A 25,988-nucleotide genomic window follows, 5' to 3' on the forward strand; every position below is an offset into this window, starting at 1 on the left:
GCGGACTTCGTCGACTCGCCGGGAGAACCCGCATGGACCGCCGCCGCTTCCTCCACGCCAGCGCCTTGTTCGGAGGCGCCTCGCTGCTGGCGCCGCATGGCGCGCACGCGCAGGCGCCCGCGGTCATCACCCGCGACGCGATGCGCCCGCAGATGCCGCACGGCATCCAGTCCGGCGACCCGGTGGCCGACGCCGCCGTCATCTGGACCCGCAGCGACCGCCCCGCCCGCCTCTGGCTCGAGTGGTCCACCACCGCCAGCTTCGCGGGCGCGCAGCGCGTGCGCGGCCCCCATCTGCTCGAGGACTCCGACTTCACCGGCCGCGTCGACCTGCGCGGCCTGCCCCCGGGACAGGAGGTCTTCTACCGCGTGCTGCTGCAGGACCTGCACAACGAACGCGTGATGTCCGAGCCGATGGCCGGCCATCTGCGCCTGCCGCCCGCGCCCGGCGCCAAGGGACTGCGCGACGTGCGCTTCGCGTGGAGCGGCGATACCTGCGGCCAGGGCTGGGGCATCAACGAGCAATGGGGCGGCATGAAGATCTACGAACAGATCCGCCGCATCAACCCCGACTTCTTCCTGCACTCCGGCGACACCATCTACGCCGACAGCCCCATCCCCGCCGAGATCAAGCTCCCCGACGGCTCGATCTGGCGCAACGTCATCACCGAGCAGACCAGCAAGGTCGCCGAGACGCTCGACGAATACCGCGGCCGCTACCGCTACAACCTGATGGACGCCAACATCCGCCGCATGGCCGCGGACGTGCCCCAGATCTGGCAGTGGGACGACCACGAGGTCAGCAACAACTATTCGGACTCGAAGGACGTCAGCGGCGACCCGCGCTACACCGAGAAGAACATCCCGCTGCTGGTCGCCCGCGCCACCAAGGCCTTCCAGGAATACGCGCCGATGCGCCGCTTCGGCGACGCCGAGGGCGAGCGCATCTACCGCCACCTGCCGCAGGGTCCGCTGCTGGACCTGTTCGTCGTCGACATGCGCAGCTACCGCGGCCCCAACAGCGCCAACCTGCAGACCGAGGAGACCGCCGAGAGCGCCTTCATGGGCCGCCCGCAGATCGCGTGGCTGCTCGAGGGCCTGAAGCGCTCGAAGGCGGTCTGGAAGGTCATCGCCGCGGACATGCCGATCGGCCTGCACGTCAATGACGGCAAGGACGCCGAGGGCCGCGACAAGTGGGAGGCCATCGCCAATGGCGACGACGGCCCGCCGCGCGGCCGCGAGATCGAGATCGCCCGCCTGCTCAGCGAGATCAAGAAGCACCGGCTGCACAACATCGTCTGGCTCACCGCCGACGTGCACTACACCGCCGCCCACTTCTTCGACCCCGCCAAGGCCAGGCACACGGACTTCCTGCCGTTCTGGGAATTCGTGTCCGGCCCGCTGCACGCCGGCGGTTTCGGCCCGAACCAGGCCGACGCCACCTTCGGCATGCAGGTCGTCTACCAGAAGGCGCCCGGCATCGCCAACGCGGCGCCGGCCGTGGGCACGCAGTTCTTCGGCCAGGTCGACATCGACGCCCGGACGCGCGCGATGACGGTCACGCTGAAGGACCTGGACGGCAACAGCCTGTTCGCCAAGACGCTGGAGCCCCAGCGCGCCTGACGCGCCCGCGCGGCCGCCCTACTTGGCGACCAGCACGCCCTTGTTGGCGAGCGCGTCGGCCCGTTCGTTGCCGGGATCGCCGGCATGGCCCTTGACCCAGCGCCATTCCACCGTGTGCAGCTTGCGCAGCGCGTCCAGGCGCTGCCACAGCTCGGCGTTCTTCACCGGCTTGCCGTCGGCGGTCTTCCAGCCGCGGCGCTGCCAGCCCGAGATCCACTCGGTCATGCCCTTGCGCACGTACTCGCTGTCCGTGTAGATCACGATGTTGCAGCTGCGCTTGAGCGAGGTCAGCGCCTCGATGACCGCCGTCAGCTCCATGCGGTTGTTGGTGGTGTTGCGCTCGCCGCCGAACAGCTCCTTCTCGTGGTCGCCGCTCTTGAGCCATGCGCCCCAGCCGCCCGGTCCCGGGTTGCCCTTGCAGGCGCCGTCGGTGTAGATGACGACGGGGGGCTTGGCGATCTTTGGCGCGGGAGTGGGAGTGGAAGAAGCAGTGGTATCGGTCATGAACGGAATGGGAGTCCAGGAAGGGCCAAGGTCAATCGACCTCGGCATCGTCAAGCTGATGGTGGTGATGGTGCACGGCCGCGACGGCCGGGGCCGGCTTGGCGACACGCTTGGCGCCGCGCGCCAGGCCGATCAGCCGCATGCCGTGCACGCGCTTGACCGCGATCACGCCGTACAGCGCGCCCAGCACCGTCCACCACTTGCCGCCGGGCTTCTCGATCCACTGCCAGCGCGCCAGCCAGGGATCGCTCAGCAGCGGCGGCCGGTAGCAGCCGAACTGCGCCCGCTCGACCTCGAAGGACAGCAGCCGCAGCCAGTCGCGCAGCCGCCAGTAGCCGATGTATTCGCGTTCGGCCGGCAGGTACAGCCGCGGCGCGCGGCCCAGCAGGCGGCCGTTGACGCGGGCCAGATTCTGCCTCACCGCCCAGAGGCTGGCCGGGTTCAGGCCCAGGATCACCACCCGGCCCTCCGGCCGCAGCACGCGCTCGACCTCGCGCAGACAGCGGTGCGGGTCCGCCGACTGCTCCAGCGTGTGCGGCAGCAGCACCAGGTCCAGGCTGTTGGCCTCGAAGGGCAGCGCGTCGAACTCGCAATAGACCGCCGTGCGCGCCGCGCCGTTCTGGCCGGGCGCGAACTCGGCGCGCGGCTCGGGCTGGTACTCGAGCGGATGGGCGGCCAGGCCAGGCACCGGCGGGCCGCTCATTTCCTCGAAGGGCCGGTGGTCGAGCGCCAGCCAGCGGTTCGTCATGCGGTTGGTGCGCAGCCCGTGCAGCTGCGGGAAGCCGAGCTGCAGCGCGTGATAGCCGAACCAGTCGATGACGGCGGCGTCGATGAAGCGTTGCTCCCAGGCCAGCAGGTAGCGCCCGGCGGGCGTGCGCAGCCAGTGGGCGAGCTCCGCCGCGGCGATGTCCGGCTGGAAGGGCGCCTCTACAATCGGCGCCTTTCGCCCGTCCATGCCGCCGGCCCGCTGGCCGCGGTCGTCGCGCCCGTCATCCTGACCCGGAGTCTTCATCGCTGGGACCCGATCCCCTTGCCTGCATGAACCTCGTCGCCGTCCCCGCCTTCACAGACAACTACCTCTGGCTGCTGCATGACGGCCGATCGGCGCTCGTCGTGGATCCGGGCGACGCGGCGCCGGTGAAGGATGCCCTTCGCTCGCTCGGCCTGGACCTGCGAGGCATTCTAGTGACCCACCACCATGCCGATCACGTCGGCGGACTGCGGGAATTGATACCCCTGCTGACGGACGGCGCGAAGGTCTGGGGACCAGCCACCGAAACGATGCCGGTGCCCGTGGTGCCGCTGCGCGAAGGCGACCGCGCCGAGCTGCTCGGCCAGGTCTTCGAGGTGCTGGATGTCCCTGGGCACACGGCCGGTCACATCGCTTTCGTGTTGAAGCATCCGAGCGATGGCGGCGCGCCGATCCTGTTCTGCGGCGACACGCTGTTCTCGGCCGGCTGCGGCCGGCTCTTCGAGGGCACGCCGGCGCAGATGCACGGCTCGCTGTCCAAGCTCGCGGCGCTCCCCGGGGAAACCCGCATCTGCTGTGCGCACGAGTACACCTTGTCGAATCTGCGATTTGCTCGCACAGTCGAGCCCCAGAACGAGGCGGTCGCGCGCCACGAGGCCTGGTGTCTGGCCCGGCGCGAGCAGTCGCTGCCCACCCTGCCCTCCACGATCGCCGTGGAGCTCCAGATCAACCCCTTCCTGCGCTGCGAGCACGCCGACGTCCGCGCGGCCGCGCAGCGCCACGATCCGAGCGTCACCGCGCAACCGGTCTCGGTCCTGGCCGGGCTGCGCCAATGGAAGAACGAATTTCGCTGAGCCTCCGATGCATCGACACCCGACCCTGACCGCCCCGCTCCTGTCTTCCTCCCGCGCCGCGCCGGCCGCGGACGCCGCCTCCTCCCCCTCGAAACGCCCTGCCCTGACGCTGCTGGCCGCGCTGCTGCCGCTGGTGCTGGCCGCCTGCGCCAACCGGCCAGTCGCCAGCGGCGACAACGACGCGGCGCAGGCCGTCGCGCAGCAGACCGTGCAGGCGGTGGAAGCCGCCGCGTCGGCCGTGCCTTCGCCGGCCACGCCGGTGGCGCGCGTCGCCACCGCGCCGGAGGACAAGCTGGACGTGCTGCTCGAGGACAACCTCAATCCCGGCGAGAAGGTCGACCTCGACGCCCCCAAGACCCATGTCGACCTGTGGGCGCGGATGCGCGCCGGCATGGCGATGCCCGAGCTCGACAACGAGTTGGTGCGCAAGGCCGAGGACTGGTACAGCAGCCGGCCCGACTACGTCGCGCGCATGACGGGCCGCGGCAGCCTGTACCTCTATCACGTGGTCGAGGAAGTGCACAAACGCGGCATGCCGATGGAGCTGGCGCTGCTGCCCTTCGTCGAGAGCGCGTTCCGCAACGACGCGCAGTCCAGCGCCAAGGCGGTGGGCATGTGGCAGTTCATGCCGGCCACGGGCCGCGACTTCGACCTGAAGCAGAACATCTTCCGCGACGACCGCCGCGACGTGCTGGCCTCGACCAAGGCGGCGCTGGACTACCTGCAGCGCCTGAACAAGATGTTCGACGGCGACTGGCAGCTGGCGCTGGCCGCCTACAACTGGGGCCAGGGCAATGTCAGCAAGGCGGTGGCGCGCAACCAGAAGGCCGGCCTGCCGATCGACTACGACAGCCTGCGCATGCCCGACGAGACGCGCTACTACCTGCCCAAGCTGCAGGCGGTGAAGAACATCGTGATGCGTCCCGAGGCCTTCGGCATCGAACTGCCGGCGGTGGCGAACCACCCGTACTTCCTGTCGGTCAACATCGACCGCGACATCGACGTCGCCCGCGCGGCGCAGTTGGCGGAGCTGGACGAGGAGACCTTCCGCCAGTTCAACCCGTCGATGAACAAGCCGGTGATCCTGGCCGCCAGCAGCGGCCAGCTGCTGCTGCCGTACGACAACGCCAGCACCTTCGTCGCCAACCTGGAGCGCCATCAAGGTCCGCTGGCATCGTGGACGGCCTGGGTGGTGCCGCGCACGATGAAGCCGGCGGAGGCCGCCAAGCAGGTGGGCATGAGCGAGACCGGCCTGCGCGAGATCAACCGCATCCCGGCGCGGATGCTGGTGACCAAGGGCTCGACGCTGCTGGTGCCGCGCACCGCGGGCCGGGACCGCGATGTCTCGGAGCATCTGGCCGACAACGCCAGCATCGGCTTCGCGCCCGACGTGCCGCCGATGCGCCGGGTGACGCTGAAGGCCGGCAAGGGCGACACGGTGGCGAGCGTCGCGCGCCGCTATCGCCTGGGCACCACGCAGGTGGCGCAGTGGAACCGCGTGAGCACCAAGGCCGCGTTCAAGCCGGGCCAGCAGATCGTGGCCTATGTGCGCGAGGGCCAGACGCTGGCGGCCGCGGAGCCGGCCGGCCAGGCGGCGAAGGCGGCGGCGGCGAAGCCGGCGCGCCCGGTCAAGACGACCAAGGTCGCGTCGAGCGCGACCAACAAGAAGTCCGGCGCGAAGACCCGCTCGGCCAAGGTCGCCGCCAGCGACGGCAAGCCCGTCCGCACCGTGGCCACCAAGACCGCGATGCGCTGACCTGGCCTGGCCTGGATCTGACCGGACTTCATCCGGCCGGACCTCCTTCGGCCGAACCTCATTCGGCCGACCTCATTCGGTGGCTTCGCCAAGGAACTCCCTCGCCCCAAGGGGGAGAGGGCGGGGGAGAGGGGGCGCTGCGCAGGGCAGCAGCGGTGTGGCACGAGCCCCCTCTCCCCTCCCTCTCCCCGAAGGGGCGAGGGGGTAATACCGGCCAGCGCGCCTTTCTTTCACCCTCTCCCGCGAAGTGGGAGAGGGAGGGGTGAGGGCCAGCGGCGGTGGCAGTGCAGAAGCACTGGACACGGTTGCTCTCCCCGAAGGGGCGAGGGGGAAGAGAGCCTCAAGCAAAGAACAGCGCGATCGACAGCGCGGTGCCGAGGGCCCAGACCCCGCTGCGCAGGGTCGGCCGGTCGGTGACATACAGCGCGATATAGACCAGCCGGGCGGCGATGAAGGCCATTGCCAGCGCGTCGATGCGTCCCTGGTCGTGCTGCATCTGCTGCGCCGCCAGCACGCCGGCGATGAACAGCGGCAGCGCCTCGAAGCTGTTCGCCTGCGCCGCGTTCGCGCGCGCCTGCCAGCCCGTCTGGCGGCCGAGCCAGCCACGCGGATCGTGGTTGTCGAAGCCGCCATCGCGGCGGCGCTTGCCGATGCCCTGGGACTTCGCCAGCCACGCGCACAGCAGCGGCAGCAGGCAGGCGGCGATCAGGCAGGTGTTGGCGATGGTCATCGAGGGCCCTTCCCGGCCAGCTCCGCGCTCAGGTCGAGCGCCGGTCCACCAGCGCGTGCGCGATGGTGCCCAGGTCCACGTATTCGAGCTCGCTGCCCACCGGCACGCCGCGCGCCAATCGCGTGCTGCGCAGGCCGCGCGCGCGCAGCGCCTCGGCCAGCACATGCGCCGTGGCCTCGCCCTCGGCGGTGAAGCTGGTGGCCAGGATCACCTCCTCGACCTGCCCGTCCGAGGCCCGCTCGAGCAGTTGCTCGACGCCGATCTCGCGCGTGGACACGCCATCCAGCGGGCTGATGCGCCCCTGCAGGACGAAGTAGAAGCCGAAGTACGAGGCGGTGCGCTCCATCGCCGCCTGGTCGGCCGGCGACTCGACGACGCACAGCAGCCGCGCGTCGCGGTGCCGGTCGGCGCAGATCGCGCACAGCGGCGTCTCGCTGAAGGTGTGGCAGCGCTCGCAATGGCGCACGTTGCGCGCCGCGTCCTGCAGCGCGCGGGCCAGCGCGTCGGCGCCGGCGCGGTCGTGCTGCAGCAGGTGGTAGGCCATGCGCTGGGCCGACTTCTGGCCCACGCCGGGCAGGCGCCGCAGGGCCTCGATCAACTGGTCGAGCGCGGTCACCGTCGTCCGATCAGAACGGGAACTTCATGCCCGGGGGCAGCGGCATGCCGGCGGTCAGCTTGGACATCTTCTCGGAGCTGACCTGCTCGGCGCGGCGCACGGCGTCGTTGAACGCGGCGGCGACGAGGTCCTCCAGCATGTCCTTGTCATCGGCCAGCAGGCTGGGATCGATGGCGACGCGCTTGACGTCATGCTTGCAGGTCATCGTGACCTTCACCAGGCCGGCGCCGGACTGGCCTTCGACCTCGATGTTGCCGAGTTCGTCCTGCGCCTTCTTCAGGTTGTCCTGCATCGCTTGCGCCTGCTTCATCAGGCCGGCGAGTTGACCCTTCATCATGATCGTGATTCCTTGTTCAGAGATTCAAAAACCGCGGGGAAGTGCGACCCGGAGGTCGATGCGATGGGCGCGATTGTCGCCGAGCGCGGGCGCGCGGTCCCGCCTGGCCACGCCCGCCCTCGCTTGCACGGGAGTCAGTCAGCAGGGCTTGATCGAGCCCGGCAGGATCCGCGCCGTCTTGAACTGCGCGAGCAGTTGCCGGACCTCGGGATCCTCCTGGATGATCGATTCGGCGCGCTGCTGGCGCAGCCGGGCCGCCATCGAGTCGCGCAGCGCCGGCGAATCGGTGGCGCGGCCGGCCTCGATCTCGACCCGCGCCGGCTTGCCCGACAGCGCTGTCAGCGCGGCCTGCAGCTTCTCCAGCAGGCCGGCCTGGCGCAGCGACTCCCGCTCGACGCGGAAGCGCCAGCGCTGCGGCTCGGTGGATTCGTCGATCTCCAGGCATTCGGCCTGCAGCGCCAGCTCGCGCGTCAGCGCGTTCAGGCCCAGTTGCGGCGCGATCGCGTACCAGCGCTCGCCCAGCGGCGTCGGCACCAGCGTGACCTCCTCGGCGGCGGTCGAGACATAAATGCCGTCGACGGCGGTGTCGGGCGCCGGATCGTCCATGTCCGGCATGGACATGCCGAGCGAGGCTTCCTCGTCCGAGGGCGGCGGCACATCCATCCAGGGCGGCGGACCGTCGTCATCGTGCGGCGGGGACAGGTCTTCCGGCTCCTCGGCATCGGCATTCGCGGCCGCCGGCGGCGCGGCACGCGGACGCAGCCGGTCGCTGAAGCGGGTCGCCGGGGCGCCGGCTGGTGCGGCACGCAACGGGCCGGAGGGCGCTGGCGCGCGAGGCGTTTCGTGCACGGGGGCAGCCATCGGCACGGGCGCGGGCGCGGGCGCGGGCTCTGGCGCCGGTGCGGCGGCGATGGGTTCGGGAGCCGCGGTGACCGGCTCTGGCGCCGGTTCCGGTTCCGGTTCGGGCGCCGATGCGAGTTCGGGCGCTGGCGCTGACGCCGGCTCGGGCTCGGGCTCAGGTTCGGGCGCGGCGGCTTCCGCCACGCGCGGCACGGCGGGCGCCGGGGCCGGCATCGCCGGCGCGGGCGCCGGTTCCACCTCGACCGGTGGCGCCATGCTCACCGGCGGGCGGGCGGGCGGCGCGGCGCTCGCCACCGGCGCTGGCACGGTCCGCGCCGCGGTGCCTTCCGGCGCGGACGGCTGACGCGCGCCCTGCCCGTTCGGCCGGAACGCCATCATCCGCAGCAGGACCATCGTCAGGCCGGCGTATTCGTCCGGCGCGAGCGGCAGTTCCTGCCGGCCATGCAGCGCCATGCTGTACATCAGCTGGATCTCGTCCGCGGGCAGTTGGCTCGCGAGGGGCAGCAACTCGGCCAGATCGGGATCGCCCGCGTCGAGCGCGCCCGGCGCCGCCTGCGCGACGGCCAGGTGCTGCAACGCGACGGCCAGGTCCTCCAGCGTGCCGCCGGCGGACAGGCCCATGTCGCGCAGCCGGTCCGACGCCGCGACCAGCGCGGCACCGTCGCCGGCGATCAGCGCGTTCAGGATGCCCAGCACATGGCCGCGATCCACGCTGCCCAGCATCTGGCGCACGCCGGCTTCCTTGAGCTCGCCCGAGCCGAAGGCGATCGCCTGGTCGGTCAGCGACAGCGCGTCGCGCATCGAGCCGCGCGCCGCGCGCGCCAGCAGGCGCAGCGCGCCGGGCTCGTTGGGCACGCGCTCGTTGGCGAGGACGCGGGTCAGGTGCTCCAGCACCGTCTGCGGGGCCATCGGCCGCAGGTTGAACTGCAGGCAGCGCGACAGCACGGTCACGGGCACCTTCTGCGGATCGGTGGTCGCGAGGACGAACTTCAGGTACTCGGGCGGCTCCTCCAGCGTCTTGAGCATCGCGTTGAAGGCGGTGTTCGAGAGCATGTGCACTTCGTCGATCATGTAGACCTTGAAGCGCCCGACGACCGGCTTGTAGACGGCCTGGTCCAGCAGCTGGGAGATCTCCTCGACACCGCGGTTGGAGGCGGCATCGAGTTCGACGTAGTCGACGAAGCGGCCGGCGTCGATGTCGCGGCAGACGTCGCAGACATTGCAGGGATGGGCGGTGATGCCGCCGGTGCCGTCCGGGCCGATGCAGTTCAGCGACTTGGCCAGGATCCGCGACACCGAGGTCTTGCCCACGCCGCGCGTGCCGGTGAACAGGTAGGCGTGATGCAGGCGCTGCTGCGTCAGCGCGTTGGCCAGGGCCTGCACGACGTGTTCCTGACCCATCAGCTCCTCGAACGTGCGGGAGCGGTACTTGCGTGCGAGGACCTGGTAACTCATGGCGGGGCATTCTACGGGGGCTGGCTCCGCCGCCGGGGCGGCCGGGCGGGGGCTGGCGTCCGGGTTTGTCAGGAGGGTCCGGTGGCGCTGAAGGATAATCCGCGCCCATGAGCACCCACGCCCCGCACGATCCTTCCTCCGGCACGCTGAGCTACGAACAGGCCGGCGTCAATTACGACCTGATCGACCCGCTGAAGATCAGCGCCCAGCGCGCCGCGGCCGCCACGGCCGTCCACATGAGCGCGCATGGTTTCACCGAGGTGAAGGCGTCGCGCGGCGAATCGGCGTACGTGGTGGACGTGGGTCCCTTCTACATCGCCTCGATCGTGGAATGCCTGGGGACGAAGACGCTGGTGGCCGACGAGATGGCGACGCTGACCGGTAAGAGCTACTACGACGGCATCGCGCAGGACACGATCGCGATGGCGGTGAACGACCTGATCACGGTGGGCGCGACGCCGCTGGTGGTGCAGGCCTACTGGGCCGCGGGCGGCTCGGACTGGTTCGGCGACGCGCAGCGCGCGCAGGCGCTGGTGGCGGGCTGGAAGAAGGCCTGCGACGTGTGCCAGGTGGCCTGGGGCGGCGGCGAGACGCCGGCGCTGGCGGGCATCGTCGAGGGTGGCCGCATCGACCTGGCGGCTTCGTGCACCGGCCTGATCAACCCGAAGGAACGCCTGTCGGTGGGCGACAAGCTGGGCGCGGGCGACGCGATCGTGCTGCTGGCCTCGTCGGGCATCCATGCCAACGGCCTGAGCCTGGCGCGCAAGCTGACCGAGCGCCTGCCCAAGGGCTACCTGACGGAAGTCCAGCCGGGCCTGACCTACGGTGACGCGCTGCTGGCGCCGACGACGCTGTACTCGCCGGTGACCGAGGCGCTGTACAAGGCCGGCATCACGCCGCACTACTGCGCGAACATCACCGGTCACGGCTGGCGCAAGCTGCTGCGGCATCCGGGCAAGTTCACGTACCGCATCCACACGGTGCCGCCGGTGACGCCGGTGCTGAAGTTCATGCAGGAGCATGCGCAGCAGGATGACCGCGAGGCGTATTCGACGCTGAACATGGGCGCGGGTTTCGCGATCTTCGTGAAGGCGGATCAGGCGGCGAAGGTGGTGGAAATCGCCAAGGGATGCGGCATCGAGGCCTGGGATGCCGGCCGCGTCGAGGACGGCGAGAAGCAGCTGTTGATCGAGCCGCTGAACATCCGCTTCGGGGATGACGACCTGCAGCTGCGCTGAGCGGGGCCAGGTCTTGAGGGAATGAAGGGCGCTGAGGCGCCCTTTTCCCATTCCGGGCCCATCAACTGGTTCGCGCCACCGTGGTCGCACGCGCCCTGTAACGCACGCGCCCCGCAGCCTGCTTGAGAGCTGCTCGAGTCTGCCGGCATTTCCGCAGGGCGCTCACGCATTGCCCGCGTGATACCGAGAGATTGGTTTTGTAGTCAGCGCGATTCCTGGTACGGCGCAGTTCCCAAAGACTGTCGGCGATATCCCGCTCCCCGTTGTCCTCGAAGTACCGCAGGGTCTGCGCGTGTACGGAAGGGCTCTCGTCATCGATCCCGGCAAGATCCCGTGCTATCAGGAACACACAGTAATACGCGCGTGAGATCGCACTGCGAGCGCTCGCCTCTCCATCCCGCATCAGGAGATGTTCTGCGACCTCCAGAAGGTCGTCCGGATCGAAGATGGGCGCCGGCATGGTGTCACCTCCAATCGCACGCGTGCCGGTCTTCAAAAATGCCAGATCGGGGAGACACCTCGACGACAAATCGGAGGTGACGCAGGTCCGCCCTGTCGCGCCACCACTGCCTGAACGCCTCCATCATGGCCTCTTCTTCGTCGGTTGGAAGACTCGCAAAGCCCCAGACGAGGAAGGTTGGAGATCGCTCCTGCGTGTCGATGTCGTGATAGATCTCGACGCTGATCTGACGTGGACCGACGCGGCGGATCAACTCGCCGATCAAGAGCTCAAGGTCATCTCGAGACACCTTCGGATGCCTCGCGCAGAACCAGGAAAGAATGTCGGCGTAGTCCTCAGTTCCACGCAGTGCCTGAAGGTTGTAAGGCCACTCCCGCGGCGAGCAGGGATCCGCCCACGGACGGAACTCGTACGGCGCCTGCGACTTGCTATAGACCCAAATCGACCTGGATCGGTTCGGCACTAGCGATCCCTTGGGCGGCGTCGTCGTCTCGGACCACAGGCCTTCATCGCACTCGACTTGATTCAACATCGCAACCGCCTTTCAGGATCACCGACCCACGTCGATGGAAGGCGCCCATTCTCGAAATCGTGACGCGTCCTGCCATGACTCAAAGTGGTTCCCGTCGGGGGGTTTGAAGTGGGACCTCTTTCGAGGGAAATCGCTGGGCCCCTGGAGGGCCCTGCCCCGCGTTCCCCGGATTGACATCCCCCGGCCGGGTGACGAAGCTCCGCGTTCATGGACTGGTTCTATGTCCCGATGGTCAAGATGCATGCGCTGCTCGCCTGGTGCAGCGTCGGGCTGTTCCTGGTCCGGGGACTGGCGCATCAGTTCGGCGCGGCGTGGGTGATGGACGAGCGGCTGCGCACGCTCGTGTTCAGCAGCCATGTGCTGATCGTGGTGTCCGGGCTGAGCCTCTGGGGCGCGATGCACTACGACCCGCGCTACGAGCCCTGGATGACGGCGAAGTTCATCGCGCTCGGCGCCTACTTCGCGCTCGGGCACTGGGGCATCGGACGCGGGGAATTCCGCGTGATCGGCTATCTGCTGGCGCTCATCGCGCTGGCCTATGTCGTGGCGGTGTCGATGACGCGCCAGGTCTTGCTCGGACTCTGAGCCACCGCGCGCACGCGGCGCCGACATGGCCTTGACGCCCGCCGGCCGGACCGGGCGTAGCATGGACCGATGACCTCGCCCCGCCCCATCCACGACGCCGCGCAGCGCGGCTACACCAGCGCCTCGGACAGCTACCAGCGTGGCCGCCCCGAGTACCCGGAAGCGCTCGCCGGATGGCTGGGCGCGACGCTCGGCGCCCGGGAGGGAGCGCGCGTCGTCGATCTCGGCGCGGGGACCGGGAAATTCACCAAGTTGCTGGCGCGCACGGGCGCGGAGGTCACGGCGGTCGAGCCGGTCGACGCGATGCGGGCGCGGCTCGCGGAAAGCCTGCCTGGCGTACGCGCGCTGGGCGGCACGGCGGAGGCGATCCCTCTAAAGGATGGCGTGGCGGACATCGTCGTCTGCGCACAGGCCTTCCATTGGTTCGCGAACGCGCAGGCGCTGCGCGAGATGCATCGCGTGCTGCGGCCGGGTGGGCGGCTGGGACTCGTGTGGAACGTCAGGGACGAATCCCGTGACTGGGTCGCCGCGATCACGGAAATCATCACCCCCTATGAGGGCGATGCGCCGCGCTTCTACAAGGGGACATGGAAGCAGCCTTTCGAGGGGCAATCGCTGTTTGGCCCGCTGCAGCGGACGGTGCTGCCGCACAGCCACGTCGGCACCTTCGAGCAGGTCGTGATCGACCGGATCCTGTCGGTGAGCTTCATCGCGGCACTGCCGGAGGCGGAGCGGCACGCGGTCGCCGAGCGGCTGCGCGCGCTGCGGGACCGGTTCGCCGAACTGAGAGCGCCGACGATCGCCTTCCCTTACGCGACGCAGGCCTGGCTGGCGGAGCGGCTCGCGTCGGTCTGACGGCGCGGGCGAGCGCTCCGCACGCGTTGGCGGATCAGCCGACCAGCTTCCAGCCCGATTGCCAGAGCTGACGGACGGCCGCGGCCTGGAGCGCGCGGCGCAGTTCGGCGGGACGCTCGCCCGGGCGCGCGGCGTGAGGCGCGCTGATCCACTGGGGGCCGACGTCGCGCGACACGCGGGCCTGGCCGTGGCGGTCGGCGCGCAGCAGCGCGAGGCGCCAGACGGCATTCAGGCGCTGGGCGTGGGCGTCGTCGGCGAGCGGGCCAATCCAGTCGTCGCCTTGCAGGCGATGGGCGGCCTTGAGCAGCTCGAGATCGGAGGGGAAGCGGGAGAACTCGGCGACCGGCTCGCCCCAGGGATCGCGCAGGGTGCGCAGGGGCTGGGCGGGCGCGGTGGTGGCGCGAGCGGCGCGGCGGCGGGTCAGCAGCGAGTCGAACTGAGCCAGACGAGCGGACATGAAAAAACTCCGAGAGCCCACAGAGATCACCGGCGTTTGCCGGCCCGGGGGCAGTCGGAGCCGCAACGCTTTAGCCGCATTTGTGAATCGCCCGCAAGTAGTTGGTAAATCGGCGATGGACTTGGAGGGGTGGCCCTCGAAGCGTGGGGCGGATTTAACCACAGGCGCGGACGGTGAGTCCACGGCGGGGCGGCGGTGTTCGCACGCGAGAGCGTGTGGAGAGGTGAGAGAGGGGGCGGCATGCCCGGAGGGCCTCGAAAGCTCGGCTAGAATCCGCCCCCGACGGGCCTCCTCGCATGGAAGCGCGGCCAACCGGGTCAGGTGGGGAACCAAGCAGCCCTAACCGTTGTGACCAGTGCCGAGGGTAAGGCTCGTCAACCTCATACCCAGAAAGAAACCGCCCGAGTGGCGGTTTTTTCGTTTCTGGAGCCCGCAGCGAGAGTTGCGGTTGGGCGCCTCGCTCGCTTCCGCCTGCCACGTGATCACCGCAGCGACGAGTGCCGCTGCGATAGCTGCAGGACGTAGAACAACTCCCCCTCTGGAAGACCGCCAAGCACCCCACCGCGACCAAGCCCGCCAGAGCCAGCGTCATGTCCGCTGCCGCCAAGACGAGGCCGTACATGCCAACCGACGTGTGCGCTGCGCATTCCTCGTTACATCGAGGCGTTCAGAACAACAGCAGCCAGCGCAGCCCAGCTGAGGAACTCGCCAGCATCACGCAGGCGAGGAGCAGGCGCTGAATCACTTGACCTCCCGGAACCATATCGTGTTCGCCTTGCCGAGATCGGAGAAGCCGGGCAGCGATGCTATGCCAAGGCGGAATCGGAGGAAGGTCACTGCAGCGCCCTCCAACCCGGAATCAGTCAAACGGCCCCAGCCTGAATCTTGGTGATCCGCAGGAATAGAGGCCAATCAGCCCATGGCCTACAGCGCGTCAACGTGCTTCGCGCCAACGATCAGACAGCGTCTGACTACTGGCTTTCAACGTAGAACTTTCGTTCTGCGCAAGATTGGATACATTTCGCGACATCGCCACCATCGCTATCTACTGCAATGAGCAGCCATCACAGCCGCATGGCCCACATTGGCTTTTGGACCGCTCCAAAAGAAGGCACCAGGGCTAGGAGGGAGCTAGAAGCGCATATGGAGGCGATGAAAGATGATCCTCGTTACCAACGAGCGCTACGTGAGAACTTTCAAAAAGCCGTCGCACTAGTGGAAGTGCAGAGCAAGAACGGCGCAGGCCTCGCGGCGGACGCGCAATTGCGCGAATACAACCGCGAATACAACGGCCGAGTTTTCAACGGATCTTTGCGCGATATGCCAAGCTCCTTTAATGTGGCCGAAGCATTTAACATATTTTTGCCTCCGACAGCCACGTTCAAACTGCGGGACGAACGGGACCATCTATTTTGTTTTCCGGACTTCATCGAGTGGGTCACCGACATTGACACGGACATCTCAGAACCCAACCTCACGCACCTCCTTCCCGAAGCGGAAATCCACTCATACAATTCCTTCTCAATCCCCTCTGATCTACTTTTCAGAATATCAGATGGGCTGGAATTTGGCATATCGTCTCTGTCGATGATCCGGCACGGCGACGAAGTGAGTGTAATGGTTTTGGCCGGGCGACGATGTGACCTAGACGAGAAAACAAAAGAAATCCTCGATTCAGCGGAGGAGGAAAGAATATTCTCACATCGCGAACACATAGTGGCCGCGCCCGAGTGGCCAAAAAGGGCAGAGCCGCTTTCCACGGATTCAACCCTGTGGAAGACGGTTTTACTTGCGCGATTTGACCTATCCGCCAAGACAATCGATGTTCGCTATGTCTTTGAAGATTGGGGCAACAGCTACGCTTGCAAATCGGATGACGTGTCGGCCTTTCTCGACGATGATGGAGAGTTTCTCTATCCGGATCTAAAAGAGCACTATGCGCAAGCGGTCGAGGGATTGAAGGACTACGACAGCCTGTTCGAGCTTTGCAAGACTTGTCTCCTCCTTCCTCGATTCATTTCAGAGCACGACGACGACATTCAGATCGAGCGTCACCCGACCGATTTTCGCGATTATCGAAAAGATCTAAAGAACAAGAAAACCATCGAGAAGGTCGAACCGAAACAATGGCTCACACATCGAGAGGTAAGAAAGCTCACTTCGAAGAAAGGAAATTTCCCGGATCAAAGAACGTTCGCGCCACCAAACTACCGCGTTGAAACGTCCGGATTTTGGAAAAAGCTTCCGATTGACAGTGAAGGATGCGATAAACACGGACGATCCATCCAAGGAAGAACTTGGGTGAACCAGACACACTCTTGGAGAGAATTTACCGATCAGACCCATTCATTGACCGCTAGCAATAACAAGCCTCCGCAGGCCGGAACCAATCCGGGGTTTATTTATGTAATGCGCTCGGCAGCCCATGCAAAGGACATTTTCAAAGTGGGACTCACACGCCGCTCCTCGGAGGAGCGCTCCTTGGAGTTAACAAGAACTACGAGTTCGCCGGATCACTTCTTGGTGGTGGAAGAGTGGAATACGAAAGATTGCGTCTTGGCTGAGAGATTGATTCACCAACGGCTGGGTGCCTTTAGGATGAATCAAGGACGCGAATTCTTTCACGCGCCTTATAGATCAATCCGGCAAGTAGTGGAGTCGGTTATCGAAGAGCTAAACGGCTCATCAGATTGAAAATACCGTTTAAAAGAACAAATGGAACGCTTTAGGTCCCATTCTTGAGCTCCGCGAGGATACGATTGTCTGCCGAGGCAACTGAGAGTGGCGTAAAGCTTGAAAATTTCCAAATAGCAGTACCTAACCTTCATGCACAACTTCTCTGAACTGATCAACCATTGCACAGCATTCACTTTACGCGCTCTCACAGAGGCGGAAATTCAGTCGGTTCAAGCTTTGAACGAGAGCGCGTCCACAGTACACGTCAAGACCCTTCAAATGGTACAACTCCAGAGGGTTGTTTCGGCAGTTGGAATGTTTTCCATTTTTGAAGCAATGCTCCAGGATGAACTCCAGTGCTCCAATGGATTCAAAGAGGCGAATGCACGACTGGAGGCAGCAAACGCGCCTGCTCTTCGGGCAAGATTCAACGACTTTTATTTCGCCATCAATGTGCTAAAACATGGTCGAGGCAGCAGCTATAACGCGTTAACAGCCCGCGCCGACGAGCTTCCATTTCGCGTCAAGCATGATGGTGAAGAGTTCTTTGATGAGGGCGATATATCAGAGGTCAGGACGCTGATTCAGGTGGATGACGCCTTTGTTTTGAACTGCGCAAAGACCATTCACGAAGTATCTGCGGTTATCGGTCTATGAAGGAGGCCACCGCTCCTGATACAAACTCGCGTACAGAGTCGAATGTGAGCCAATAACCCCAACCAAAATCCGATGAAGACTGGGGTCTCACCGCCACCTAGCAGGTTGCTGAAATACTGATTCCAGGACGTGGTGCCAAGAAATTGACCTCATAGAACAGCCTGCACGTGATTTGTTTGTACCTGCCAAGGGGTGAGGCACCCCTGCATGGACAACCTTCGAGGCGTCCGGCGAGGTATTTCAACAGCCTGCTAGGAGGAAAGGGAAGGTTCATCAGAACGAAACTGCCCGCGTGCCGGTTTCTCGCCTCTGAAGCGACTGAGACTTAGAACCACTGCTCACCGCATGAAATGCCAAATAGCGTCGCCTTGGGTTCCTAAAGAGTTGGAGCGCAAAGGCGAGGTGTGGCCGTCGCGCGCCCCAGAAGGGGCCTCGAAAGCTCGGCTAGAATCCGCCCCCCAACGGGCCTCCTCGCATGGAAGCGCGGCCAACCGGGTCAGGTGGGGAACCAAGCAGCCTTAACCGTTGTGACCAGTGCCGAGGGTAAGGCTCGTCAACCTCATACCCAGAAAGAAACCGCCCGAGTGGCGGTTTTTTCGTTTCTGCGGCCTGCCGCGAGAATTCGCAGCAGGCAAATTTCGGTGAGTCCAACCGAAAGAATTACTTCTTCCACCCGGGACATTTCCCGTTCTTATCGCGAGGCCCTCCCGGTCCTCCGCGCGAGCCGCAATCTCCGCCTCCACCGCCACTGCCCCCACGGCCACCGCGGCTACCGCCTCGTCCTCCCCCGCCTCGCCGTCCTTTCGCTTCCGCTGATCCAACGCCGAGCGCGAGCAATCCGCCGAGTACGAGCAAACGCCGAGAAATGATCTGCGCCATATGGGTCTCCTCCCTTTGAAAACTTCAGTCTGAAAGAGGCGCTACCCCGGGCGCATCGGAGGAACCCTCAAAAGACTGCGGAGTCTCATCAATCGTGAGGAGAACCACCGCCATTGGCGGAATACCTTCCACCAGATGGGTTCCCTCCGATTCAGGTGTCCCCCTTGCTAGAGTCCACGGAACCCACGCCCGTCCGGAACCGCCATGTCGGCCCCCTTCGACCTCGACCGCTTCCTCACCGCCCAATCCCCCCAGCTCGCCGACGTCCTCGACGAGCTGAAGCGCGGCCGCAAGGTCAGCCACTGGATGTGGTACTTCTTCCCTCAGCTCCGCGGCCTTGGTTTCAGCAGCACCGCCCAGTTCTACGGCATCGAATCCCTCGACGAAGCCGTCGCCTACCTGAACCACCCCATCCTCGGCTCACGCCTTCGCGAATGCGTGACGCTGATGAACTCCCACCGCACCCGATCCGCCGAACAGATCCTCGGCCACGTCGACGCCTTGAAGTTCCGCTCCTCGCTGACGCTCTTCGCGCGCGCCTCCGGCAGCGAGGCCGTCTTCCTCGAAGCCCTCGACCGCTTCTACGATGGCCAGCCCGATCCACGCACGCTGGAACTCCTCGATGGCCGCTGACTCCGCCCCTCGCGGCGGCGCCTTCACCCGCCTCCCCTGCCCGCTCCCCGGCGTCGACATCGTCCGCGCCGACACCGCGCGCGCCTTCTCCCGCCACATCCACGACGAGTTCGGCATCGGCCTGATCGATCGCGGCGCGCAGAAGTCCGCCAGCGGCCGCGGCATCGTCGAGGCCGGCCCCGGCGACCTCATCACCGTCAACCCGGGCGAGGTCCACGACGGCCTGCCCCTCGGCGACCACGGGCGCGCCTGGCGCATGCTCTACCTCGCGCCGGAGCTCGTGCTCGATCTCCTCGCCGACATCGCCGAGGACCATCCCGGCCGCGATGTCGAGTTCCACCACCCCACCCTTCACGACGCCCGCATCACCGTCCGCTTCGAGGCGCTCTTCCGCGCGGCGACCTCGGCCCCCGCCGCCACCGCCGACACGCTGCGCGCCGACTCCGCGCTCCTGCTGCTGCTCCAGGGCCTGCTCCACCCTCGAGCACCCGAGCCGGCCGTGATCCCTTCCAGCATCGCCTCCGCCCGTGCCCGCCTCGATGACGACCTCGCCTCCCCGGCGACCCTCGCCGACCTCGCCCGCGAGGCCGGCCTGAGCCGCTTCCAGTTCCTGCGCGCCTTCACCCGCGCGACCGGCCTGCCCCCGCATGCCTACCTCGTCCAGCGCCGCCTGCAGCGCGCGCGCCGGCTCATCGGCCTGGGCACCCCGCTCGCCGAGGCCGCCGCCGCCAGCGGCTTCTGCGACCAGAGCCACCTCACCCGCCACTTCGTCCGCTGCTTCGGCATCCCGCCCGGCGTCTACGCGGCCGCGCTGCGCTGAGCCTCGCGGCCCTGCAATTTCGTCCAAGACGCGCCGCTCCTCGCGGCCCGACCATGACCTCTCCGCAGCCAACGCACCGAGGTCCGCCGTGCCCTTCGCCTCCCTCTCCAATCCCGAGTTCCTGATCACTTCGCTGATCGTCGTCGCCTCGCCGGGCACCGGCGCGCTCGTGACGCTCGCCGCCGGCCTGTCCAGCGGCGCCCGCGCCTCGCTCGTCGCCGCCCTGGGCTGCACGCTCGGCATCGTTCCCCACATGCTCGCGGCCATCACCGGCCTGGCCGCGCTGCTGCACGCCAGCGCCGTCGCCTTCGACGCGGTCAAGTACGCCGGCGTCGCCTACCTGCTCTACATGGCCTGGATGTCGCTCCAGGAGCGCGGCGCCCTCGCCATCGACGCCACCAGCCCGCCCCGCACCGCGCGCGAGATCGTTGTCCACGCGGTGCTCGTGAACCTGCTCAACCCCAAGCTCTCGATCTTCTTCCTGGCCTTCCTGCCGCAGTTCATCGCCCGCGACGAGCCCCGCCCGACACACCTGATGCTCGAGCTCTCCCTCGTCTTCATGGCCATGACCTTCGCCGTCTTCGCGATCTACGGCGTCTTCGCCGCCGCGGTACGCGACCGTGTGCTCGCCCGCCCGCCCGTGCTGCGCTGGATGCGCCGCGGCTTCGCCGCCGCTTTCGTCGGCCTGGGCGCGAAGCTCGCGCTGGTGCAGCGCTGAGCCCTCCGCCATCGGGCCCGCACACCCCGCACCGGACGCTTGACCCTCACGTCACGTGAGGCTTCATCATCGCGTCCTTCTCCACGACCTCCGGCCGGATGCCCATCCCGGCCGGCCCTCCATGGACCACACCGTCGGCGATCTCGCCAAGCGCAGCGGACTGACCGTCCGGACCCTCCACCATTACGAGGAACTCGGCCTGCTCGTGCCCTCGGCGCGCACCGACAGCGGCTACCGCCTCTACACGGACGCCGACGTGCACACGCTGCATCGCATCCTCGCCTACCGCCACATGGGCCTGCCGCTGAAGGACATCGGCCCGCTCCTCGCGCCCGGCGCGCAGGCGCCGCTCGCGGAGCTGCTCGCACGCCAGATCACGGTCGTCGAGGCCCGGATCGCCGAGCAGCAGCGCCTGCTCTCGCTGCTGCAGCGCGTCGCCCGCCGCGCCCGCGCAGGCGACAACGTCGACGTCGAGGAACTGCTGCGCCTGATCACCGCGCAGCGCGTCATCGAGCAGCATTACTCCGACGACGAGATCGCCCGCATGCGCGCCATGCAGGACGCGATTCCGCCGGACACGCTCCGTCACCTGAAGGCCGAGATGCCGCAACTGCTGGCGGGTTTCCGCGCCGCGCATGACGCGGGCACCCCGGCGGGCGATGGCGAGGTCCTCGAGCTGTCACGCCGCTGGCTCGCGATGGAGCGCCTCGTCCCCATCGACGAAGACCTGCGATTGAAGGGCCGCCGCATGCTGGCCAGCGATGCCGGCTTCCAGCAGGTGAGCGGCATCGATGCCGCGCTGGCGCGCTACATCGACGCGGCCCTCGACGCCGCCAAGGCCGACGACGCCGCGAAGGCCGCGCCCGGGAGCCGCGCATGAACGGCGTGCCGTCCGCGATCAAGGCGGCCCCGGCCGCCGGCGCTTCCGAAGCGCCCATCCGGCTCTGGGACAACCGCAACCTGCGCTGGCTCGCGGGCGGCGGCCTGATCTCGATGCTCGGCGACCAGTTCACGCTGCTGGCGCTGCCCTGGCTCGTGCTGCGGCTCACCGGCGATCCGCTCGCCCTGGGCACCGTCATGGCTGCGATGGGATTGCCCCGCGCGCTGCTGATGCTCGTGGGCGGCGCCATCGTCGACCGGCATGCCCCCGCTCGGGTGCTGCAGGCCTCCCGCCTGGCCTGCGCGGCGCTGCTCGCCGCGCTTGCGTTCCTCGTGGCCACCGGCGCCGCGACGCTCCCCTGGATCCAGGCCTTCGCCGTGGCCATCGGCATCGCGACCGCCTTCGCCCATCCCGCCAGCAGCGCCATCCTCCCCCGCTGCGTGCCGCCAGCGCTGATCCGCCCCGCCAACGCGCTGCTGATGTCGATGCGCCAGGCGACCATGCTCGCCGGCCCGCTCCTGGGCGCCGCGCTGATCGCGGGAAGCGCCACGCGCGCCGGCCCCGGACCGGCCGGCCTCGTCGACGGTCCCGGCCTGGCCGCGGCTTTCGCGCTGGACGCGGCGAGCTTCATCGCCGCGGCGCTCGCGCTGCTGCCGGTGAAGGCCGTTGACGCCGCCCTCGCGCCCCGGCCGCAGTCGATCACGGCCTCGATCGCCGAAGGCCTGCGCGCGCTCTGGAACGATCCGCTGCTGCGCGCGCTGTGCCTCTACGTGACCGCGATCGGGCTGCTCGTCGGCGGGCCGCTGCAGGTGGCGCTGCCGGTGCTCGCCGCGCGCCAGCTGCACGGTGACGCGGCGACGCTCGGCCTGCTCACCGCTGGGCATGGCACCGGCATCCTGGCGGGCCTCGTGCTCGCCGGCCGCCTGGCGGGGCGACGCGCCGGCGCGCTGGGAACGCTCGGCACCGCGGTGCTCGTGATCGACGGTCTCGCCGGCCTCGTGTTCATCGCCTTGGGCCAGGCCACGAGCACCTGGCAGGCCATCGCGCTGCTGGCCCCCATCGGCGCCATGGCGGGCTTCGTCCAGGTCGCGGTGATGAGCTGGATCCAGGGCCGCGTGCCGCCCCAGATGCTGGGACGCGCGATGTCCGTGCTGATGGTCCTGATCCTCGGACTCGCGCCGCTGTCGTCCGCCGCGGCGGGATGGCTGCTGCGCTTCGTCCCGACGTCCGTCGTCTTCGCCGGCTGCGGTCTCGCCATGCTCGGTGTCGCCGCCGCGGGCGCGGCGCTCCTCCCGATCCGCCACATCGACGACGCGCCGTCTTCGACCTGAGCGCCCCGGACCGGCACGACGGACCTCGCGCCCGTCCGCGCTACCCGTCCGCGCCGTCCTTCACTTCGCCATCGAAGTCGAACAGCTCGACGCGCCGGGGCGCGGCTGAGCGCCGCTCCACCTTGTGCTGCGGCCCGATCGCCTTGCCCGTCCTGGCATCGATCAGCTGCAGTTCCACCGGCTCGCCGGTCTCCGTGTCGATGAGCCGCACCGGCTTGCCCTTCAGCGACGCGTGCCGGTTGCCCCAGTTCAGCAGCGCCAGCATCACCGGCCGCAGCTCGCGGCCCTTGGGCGTCAACACGTACTCGAAGCGCGGCGGCTTCTCGCTGTAGGGCCGCTTCTCCAGCAGCCCGCGATCCACCAGCTCCGCCAGCCGCCGCGTCAAGGTGTTAGACGGAATGCCGAGCTCCGTCACGAACTCGTCGAAGCGGTGATGTCCATAGAACACCTCCCGCAGGATCAGCACGCTCCAGCTGTCGCCCAGCATGTCGGCCGTGCGCGCCACCGGGCAGGCCATCTCCTCAAAGCTCGTGCGACGCATCCGGGTCTCCTTGGGTTGCCCCGCGATTCTCCATGACTTCCATCATGGAAGTCAGTTGACGAATCCGCAACAGTGCATTCCACCGCCACTCACTTCCATGATGAAAGTGACATTCCTATAGTCCGCTCCATCGCCCGCCACCCCGGCGGGCCCTCGATGCCGGAGCTCCGCCATGACCGCCCCTTCCCCCGACGCCACCACGACGGCCGCCACCACGGCCGCCACCCCGGCACCGGTTGCTCCCGCCGCCTCCCGCCGGCCGTTCGGCCGCGCGGCGCTGTCGTGGGCCGCCTTGACCGCCGCCGTGCTCGCGGCCGGCGCCTACGGCGCGCACTGGTGGACCACCGGCCGCTTCCACGAGGAAACCGACGACGCCTACGTCGGCGGCGACGTCACCGTGGTCGGCGCGAAGGTCGGCGGCTACATCGCCGAGCTGCCGGTCACCGACAACCAGTTCGTGCACGCCGGCGAGCTGCTGGCCCGCATCGACCCCCGCGACTACGAGGCCGCGCTGCAGCGCGCGGCCGGCGCCGTCCAGGCGCAGGAGGCCGCCATCGCCAACCTGGCCGCGAACGCCGCGCTGCAGCAGGCGGTGATCGCCAAGGCGAGCGCCGGCATCGCCGCCGCCGCCGCCGAGGAACAACGCGCCCGCGACGACTTCGCCCGCTACGAGGACCTGGTGCGGCGCTCGGCCGTCTCGGTCGAAAGCAGCCAGCGCGCCGAGGCCGCCTTCAAGACGGCGCAGGCCGGCTCCGCCCGCGCCCGTGCCGAGCAGCTCGCCGCGGAGCGCCAGCTCGACGTCATCGCGACGCAGAAGCGCCAGGCGCAGGCCGCGCTCGACCAGGCCCGCGCCGAGCACGAGCTCGCGCGGCTCAACGTCGGCTACACGGAACTGCGTGCGCCGCGCGACGGCTACGTCGGCAACCGCAAGGCGCGGCTGGGCACCTATGTCGGCGTCGGCACGCCGCTGATGTCGGTGGTCCCCGCGCAGGGACTCTGGGTCGACGCCAACTTCAAGGAAGACCAGCTCGCCCGCATGCAGGCCGGTCAGCCCGTGCGCATCCGCGCCGACGCCTGGCCCGGCGTCGTGATGCATGGCCGGCTCGGCAGCCTGGCGCCGGCGACGGGCGCGCAGTTCAGCGTGCTGCCGGCCGAGAACGCCACCGGCAACTTCACCAAGATCGTCCAGCGCGTGCCGGTGCGCATCCAGCTCGACGCCGCCGATGACCGCCTCGGCCGGCTGCGCCCCGGACTGTCCGTCGTGGTCGAGGTCGACACCGCCGCAGACACTGCCGCCGATGGCGCCTCCCCGGCCACCAAGACCGCGAGCCTGCCATGAACGCCGCGCTCGCCACCCCGCCGTCCACGCCGACGCCGGCGCCACCGCGGGCGCGTCCCGCCTTCTGGTCCAACGACGTCATCCCCATCGGCCAGCTGACGACGCGCGACAAGGTGCTGGCCTTCGCGACGATGTGCATCGGCATGTTCATCGCGCTGCTGGACATCCAGATCGTCTCGGCCTCGCTGCGCGACATCGGCGGCGGGCTCTCCGCCGGCGCCGACGACACGACCTGGGTCCAGACCAGCTACCTGATCGCGGAGATCATCGTCATCCCGCTGTCGGGCTGGCTGGCCAGCGTGATGTCCACGCGCTGGCTGTTCGCGGCCTCGGCGCTGGGCTTCACGCTGACCAGCCTGCTGTGCGGCCTGGCCTGGAACATCCAGAGCATGATCGCCTTCCGCGCGCTGCAGGGCTTCCTCGGCGGCTCCATGATCCCGATGGTCTTCACCACCGCCTTCATGTACTTCGACGGGAAGCAGCGCGTCGTGGCCGCGGCCACCATCGGCGCCATCGCCTCGCTCGCGCCGACGCTCGGGCCGGTGGTCGGCGGCTGGATCACCGATGTGCTGTCGTGGCAGTGGCTCTTCTACATCAACCTCCTGCCCGGCCTCGTCGTCACCGTCGTCGTGCCGCTGATGGTGCGCGTGGACAAGCCCGACCTCTCGCTGCTCAAGGGCGCCGACTACCTCTCCATGGCGCTGCTCGCCGCGTTCCTCGGCTGCCTCGAGTACACGCTCGAGGAAGGCCCGCGCTGGAACTGGTTCAGCGACACCACCATCACCGTCACCGCCTGGACCGCCGCGCTGACCGGCATCGCCTTCATCGCGCGCAGCCTGACCGTCGCGCGGCCGATCGTGGACCTGCGCGCGCTCAAGGACCGCAACTTCGCGCTGGGCAGCCTGTTCTCGTTCATCACCGGCATCGGCATCTTCGCCACCATCTACCTCACGCCGCTGTTCCTCGGCCGCGTGCGCGGCTACGGCGCGCTGGACATCGGCTTGGCCGTGTTCTCGACCGGCGTGTTCCAGGTGATGAGCATCCCGCTCTACGCCTTCCTCGCCAGCCGCTTCGACCTGCGCTGGATCCTCTTCGCCGGCCTCGCGCTGTTCGCGCTCTCGATGTGGGAGTTCATGCCGATCACCCACGACTGGGGCGCCCATCAGCTGCTGCTGCCGCAGGCGCTGCGCGGCATGGCGCAGCAGCTCAGCGTGCCGCCGGTGGTGACGCTGGCGCTCGGCGCGCTGCCGCCGGCGCGGCTCAAGCTCGCGTCGGGGCTGTTCAACCTGATGCGCAACCTGGGTGGCGCCATCGGCATCGCGGCTTGCGCGACCGTGCTCAACGACCGCACCAACCTGCACTTCCAGCGCCTGGCCGAGCGCCTGCACGGCGGCAACGAGGCGATGAACGGCTTCCTCGCCTCGGCCGGCGCGTCGCTGTCGTCGCTGCCCTCGGGCGAGGCGGCCACCGCGGCGCTGCGCCAGCTCTGGTCGCTAACCTACCGCGAGGCCCTGACGATGACCTTCTCCGATGCCTTCCTCCTCGTGATGGCCTGCTTCGTCGCGGCGCTGCTGTTCGTGCCGCTGCTGCGCAAGATCGCGCCGCCGTCCGCGCCGTCCGCCGATGCCCATTGAGATCCCGCGCCCTCCCCTTCCTTCGCGCCGCCCTTCCTGGAGTTCCGC

Annotated in this window: 25 protein-coding genes and 2 other RNA genes; 17 read left to right on the forward strand and 10 right to left on the reverse strand. The window is 68.1% G+C overall.

Features of this window, described 5'->3' with window-relative positions; all coding sequences use genetic code 11:
- The first annotated feature begins 32 nt into the window (after positions 1-32).
- A complete protein-coding gene (locus ACEN96_RS19615; protein WP_495584750.1) occupies positions 33-1,622 on the forward strand; it encodes an alkaline phosphatase D family protein in 1,590 nt (529 codons plus the stop codon).
- Between the two features lie 18 nt (positions 1,623-1,640).
- On the opposite strand, the gene rnhA is transcribed toward ACEN96_RS19615, so the two are convergent.
- Entirely contained in the window at positions 1,641-2,126 is a 486-nt protein-coding gene (gene rnhA / locus ACEN96_RS19620) for a ribonuclease HI (RefSeq protein WP_495584751.1), read from the reverse strand.
- A 31-nt stretch (positions 2,127-2,157) separates the two neighbouring features.
- Positions 2,158-3,138, reverse strand: coding sequence for a class I SAM-dependent methyltransferase (locus ACEN96_RS19625; protein WP_495584752.1), 981 nt, complete (start codon positions 3,136-3,138; stop codon positions 2,158-2,160).
- 26 nt (positions 3,139-3,164) lie between these two features.
- Between ACEN96_RS19625 and gloB the strand changes: the two genes are divergently transcribed.
- Both gloB and ACEN96_RS19635 read left to right on the forward strand, forming a co-directional pair.
- Positions 3,165-3,950 carry a hydroxyacylglutathione hydrolase gene (gene gloB / locus ACEN96_RS19630; protein ID WP_495584753.1) on the forward strand — a complete coding sequence of 262 codons (786 nt, stop codon included), beginning with the start codon at positions 3,165-3,167 and terminating at the stop codon, positions 3,948-3,950.
- 7 nt (positions 3,951-3,957) lie between these two features.
- Entirely contained in the window at positions 3,958-5,706 is a 1,749-nt protein-coding gene (locus ACEN96_RS19635; protein ID WP_495584754.1) for a transglycosylase SLT domain-containing protein, read from the forward strand.
- 340 nt (positions 5,707-6,046) lie between these two features.
- Here the strand turns inward: ACEN96_RS19635 and ACEN96_RS19640 are convergent, their stop codons facing one another.
- From ACEN96_RS19640 to dnaX, 4 genes are all read right to left on the reverse strand, one after another.
- Positions 6,047-6,436 carry an MAPEG family protein gene (locus ACEN96_RS19640; RefSeq protein WP_495584755.1) on the reverse strand — a complete coding sequence of 130 codons (390 nt, stop codon included), beginning with the start codon at positions 6,434-6,436 and terminating at the stop codon, positions 6,047-6,049.
- 28 nt (positions 6,437-6,464) lie between these two features.
- On the reverse strand, positions 6,465-7,052 hold the full coding sequence (gene recR / locus ACEN96_RS19645; RefSeq protein WP_495584756.1) for a recombination mediator RecR: 588 nt from the start codon (positions 7,050-7,052) through the stop codon (positions 6,465-6,467).
- 10 nt (positions 7,053-7,062) lie between these two features.
- Positions 7,063-7,392 (reverse strand): YbaB/EbfC family nucleoid-associated protein, encoded by a 330-nt coding sequence (locus ACEN96_RS19650; RefSeq protein ID WP_091723332.1) that lies wholly within the window; start codon positions 7,390-7,392, stop codon positions 7,063-7,065.
- Between the two features lie 135 nt (positions 7,393-7,527).
- On the reverse strand, positions 7,528-9,705 hold the full coding sequence (gene dnaX / locus ACEN96_RS19655) for a DNA polymerase III subunit gamma/tau (RefSeq protein WP_495584757.1): 2,178 nt from the start codon (positions 9,703-9,705) through the stop codon (positions 7,528-7,530).
- 107 nt (positions 9,706-9,812) lie between these two features.
- On the opposite strand from dnaX, the gene ACEN96_RS19660 reads away from it, so the two are divergent.
- The gene (locus tag ACEN96_RS19660) at positions 9,813-10,943 is read left to right on the forward strand and encodes an AIR synthase-related protein (protein ID WP_495584758.1); all 1,131 of its coding nucleotides are present in this window, start codon (positions 9,813-9,815) and stop codon (positions 10,941-10,943) included.
- 61 nt (positions 10,944-11,004) lie between these two features.
- On the opposite strand, the gene ACEN96_RS19665 is transcribed toward ACEN96_RS19660, so the two are convergent.
- Positions 11,005-11,403 carry a hypothetical protein gene (locus tag ACEN96_RS19665; RefSeq protein ID WP_495584759.1) on the reverse strand — a complete coding sequence of 133 codons (399 nt, stop codon included), beginning with the start codon at positions 11,401-11,403 and terminating at the stop codon, positions 11,005-11,007.
- Positions 11,404-11,407: 4 nt separating this feature from the next.
- Positions 11,408-11,935 carry a hypothetical protein gene (locus ACEN96_RS19670; protein WP_495584760.1) on the reverse strand — a complete coding sequence of 176 codons (528 nt, stop codon included), beginning with the start codon at positions 11,933-11,935 and terminating at the stop codon, positions 11,408-11,410.
- Between the two features lie 207 nt (positions 11,936-12,142).
- Between ACEN96_RS19670 and ACEN96_RS19675 the strand changes: the two genes are divergently transcribed.
- Both ACEN96_RS19675 and ACEN96_RS19680 read left to right on the forward strand, forming a co-directional pair.
- Positions 12,143-12,520 (forward strand): SirB2 family protein, encoded by a 378-nt coding sequence (locus tag ACEN96_RS19675; RefSeq protein ID WP_495584761.1) that lies wholly within the window; start codon positions 12,143-12,145, stop codon positions 12,518-12,520.
- Positions 12,521-12,589: 69 nt separating this feature from the next.
- Positions 12,590-13,375 (forward strand): class I SAM-dependent methyltransferase, encoded by a 786-nt coding sequence (locus ACEN96_RS19680; protein ID WP_495584762.1) that lies wholly within the window; start codon positions 12,590-12,592, stop codon positions 13,373-13,375.
- 34 nt (positions 13,376-13,409) lie between these two features.
- On the opposite strand, the gene ACEN96_RS19685 is transcribed toward ACEN96_RS19680, so the two are convergent.
- Positions 13,410-13,832, reverse strand: a complete 423-nt coding sequence (locus tag ACEN96_RS19685) for a hypothetical protein (protein ID WP_495584763.1) — start codon at positions 13,830-13,832, stop codon at positions 13,410-13,412.
- Positions 13,833-14,113: 281 nt separating this feature from the next.
- Between ACEN96_RS19685 and ffs (ACEN96_RS19690) the strand changes: the two genes are divergently transcribed.
- The 9 genes from ffs (ACEN96_RS19690) to ACEN96_RS19730 all read left to right on the forward strand — a co-directional run bounded on the left by ffs (ACEN96_RS19690) (position 14,114) and on the right by ACEN96_RS19730 (position 22,426).
- Positions 14,114-14,211: signal recognition particle sRNA small type (ffs, locus tag ACEN96_RS19690), an RNA gene on the forward strand.
- Positions 14,212-14,885: 674 nt separating this feature from the next.
- Complete coding sequence (locus tag ACEN96_RS19695; protein WP_495584764.1) at positions 14,886-16,526, forward strand: GIY-YIG nuclease family protein; 1,641 nt, start codon at positions 14,886-14,888, stop codon at positions 16,524-16,526.
- 132 nt (positions 16,527-16,658) lie between these two features.
- A complete protein-coding gene (locus ACEN96_RS19700; protein WP_495584765.1) occupies positions 16,659-17,165 on the forward strand; it encodes a hypothetical protein in 507 nt (168 codons plus the stop codon).
- A 460-nt stretch (positions 17,166-17,625) separates the two neighbouring features.
- Positions 17,626-17,723, forward strand: an RNA gene (gene ffs, locus ACEN96_RS19705) — signal recognition particle sRNA small type.
- A 525-nt stretch (positions 17,724-18,248) separates the two neighbouring features.
- A complete protein-coding gene (locus ACEN96_RS19710) occupies positions 18,249-18,677 on the forward strand; it encodes a DUF1810 domain-containing protein (protein ID WP_495584766.1) in 429 nt (142 codons plus the stop codon).
- Positions 18,667-19,497, forward strand: a complete 831-nt coding sequence (locus ACEN96_RS19715; protein WP_495584767.1) for an AraC family transcriptional regulator — start codon at positions 18,667-18,669, stop codon at positions 19,495-19,497. Before ACEN96_RS19710 ends, ACEN96_RS19715 begins: the two co-directional genes overlap by 11 nt.
- 88 nt (positions 19,498-19,585) lie before the next feature.
- Positions 19,586-20,215 carry a LysE family translocator gene (locus tag ACEN96_RS19720; protein WP_495584768.1) on the forward strand — a complete coding sequence of 210 codons (630 nt, stop codon included), beginning with the start codon at positions 19,586-19,588 and terminating at the stop codon, positions 20,213-20,215.
- 121 nt (positions 20,216-20,336) lie between these two features.
- Positions 20,337-21,095, forward strand: a complete 759-nt coding sequence (locus ACEN96_RS19725) for a MerR family transcriptional regulator (RefSeq protein ID WP_495584769.1) — start codon at positions 20,337-20,339, stop codon at positions 21,093-21,095.
- Complete coding sequence (locus ACEN96_RS19730; protein WP_495584770.1) at positions 21,092-22,426, forward strand: MFS transporter; 1,335 nt, start codon at positions 21,092-21,094, stop codon at positions 22,424-22,426. Before ACEN96_RS19725 ends, ACEN96_RS19730 begins: the two co-directional genes overlap by 4 nt.
- A 40-nt stretch (positions 22,427-22,466) precedes the next feature.
- On the opposite strand, the gene ACEN96_RS19735 is transcribed toward ACEN96_RS19730, so the two are convergent.
- Positions 22,467-22,967, reverse strand: a complete 501-nt coding sequence (locus ACEN96_RS19735) for a winged helix-turn-helix transcriptional regulator (RefSeq protein ID WP_495584771.1) — start codon at positions 22,965-22,967, stop codon at positions 22,467-22,469.
- Positions 22,968-23,139: 172 nt separating this feature from the next.
- Between ACEN96_RS19735 and ACEN96_RS19740 the strand changes: the two genes are divergently transcribed.
- Both ACEN96_RS19740 and ACEN96_RS19745 read left to right on the forward strand, forming a co-directional pair.
- Entirely contained in the window at positions 23,140-24,306 is a 1,167-nt protein-coding gene (locus ACEN96_RS19740; RefSeq protein WP_495584772.1) for an HlyD family secretion protein, read from the forward strand.
- Positions 24,303-25,940: a DHA2 family efflux MFS transporter permease subunit gene (locus ACEN96_RS19745; RefSeq protein WP_495584773.1), complete on the forward strand. Its 1,638-nt coding sequence runs from the start codon at positions 24,303-24,305 to the stop codon at positions 25,938-25,940. The genes ACEN96_RS19740 and ACEN96_RS19745 overlap by 4 nt, the downstream gene beginning before the upstream one ends.
- The last annotated feature ends 48 nt before the right edge of the window (positions 25,941-25,988 follow it).

The sequence above is a fragment of the Roseateles sp. Mitsp63 genome (assembly GCF_059491535.1).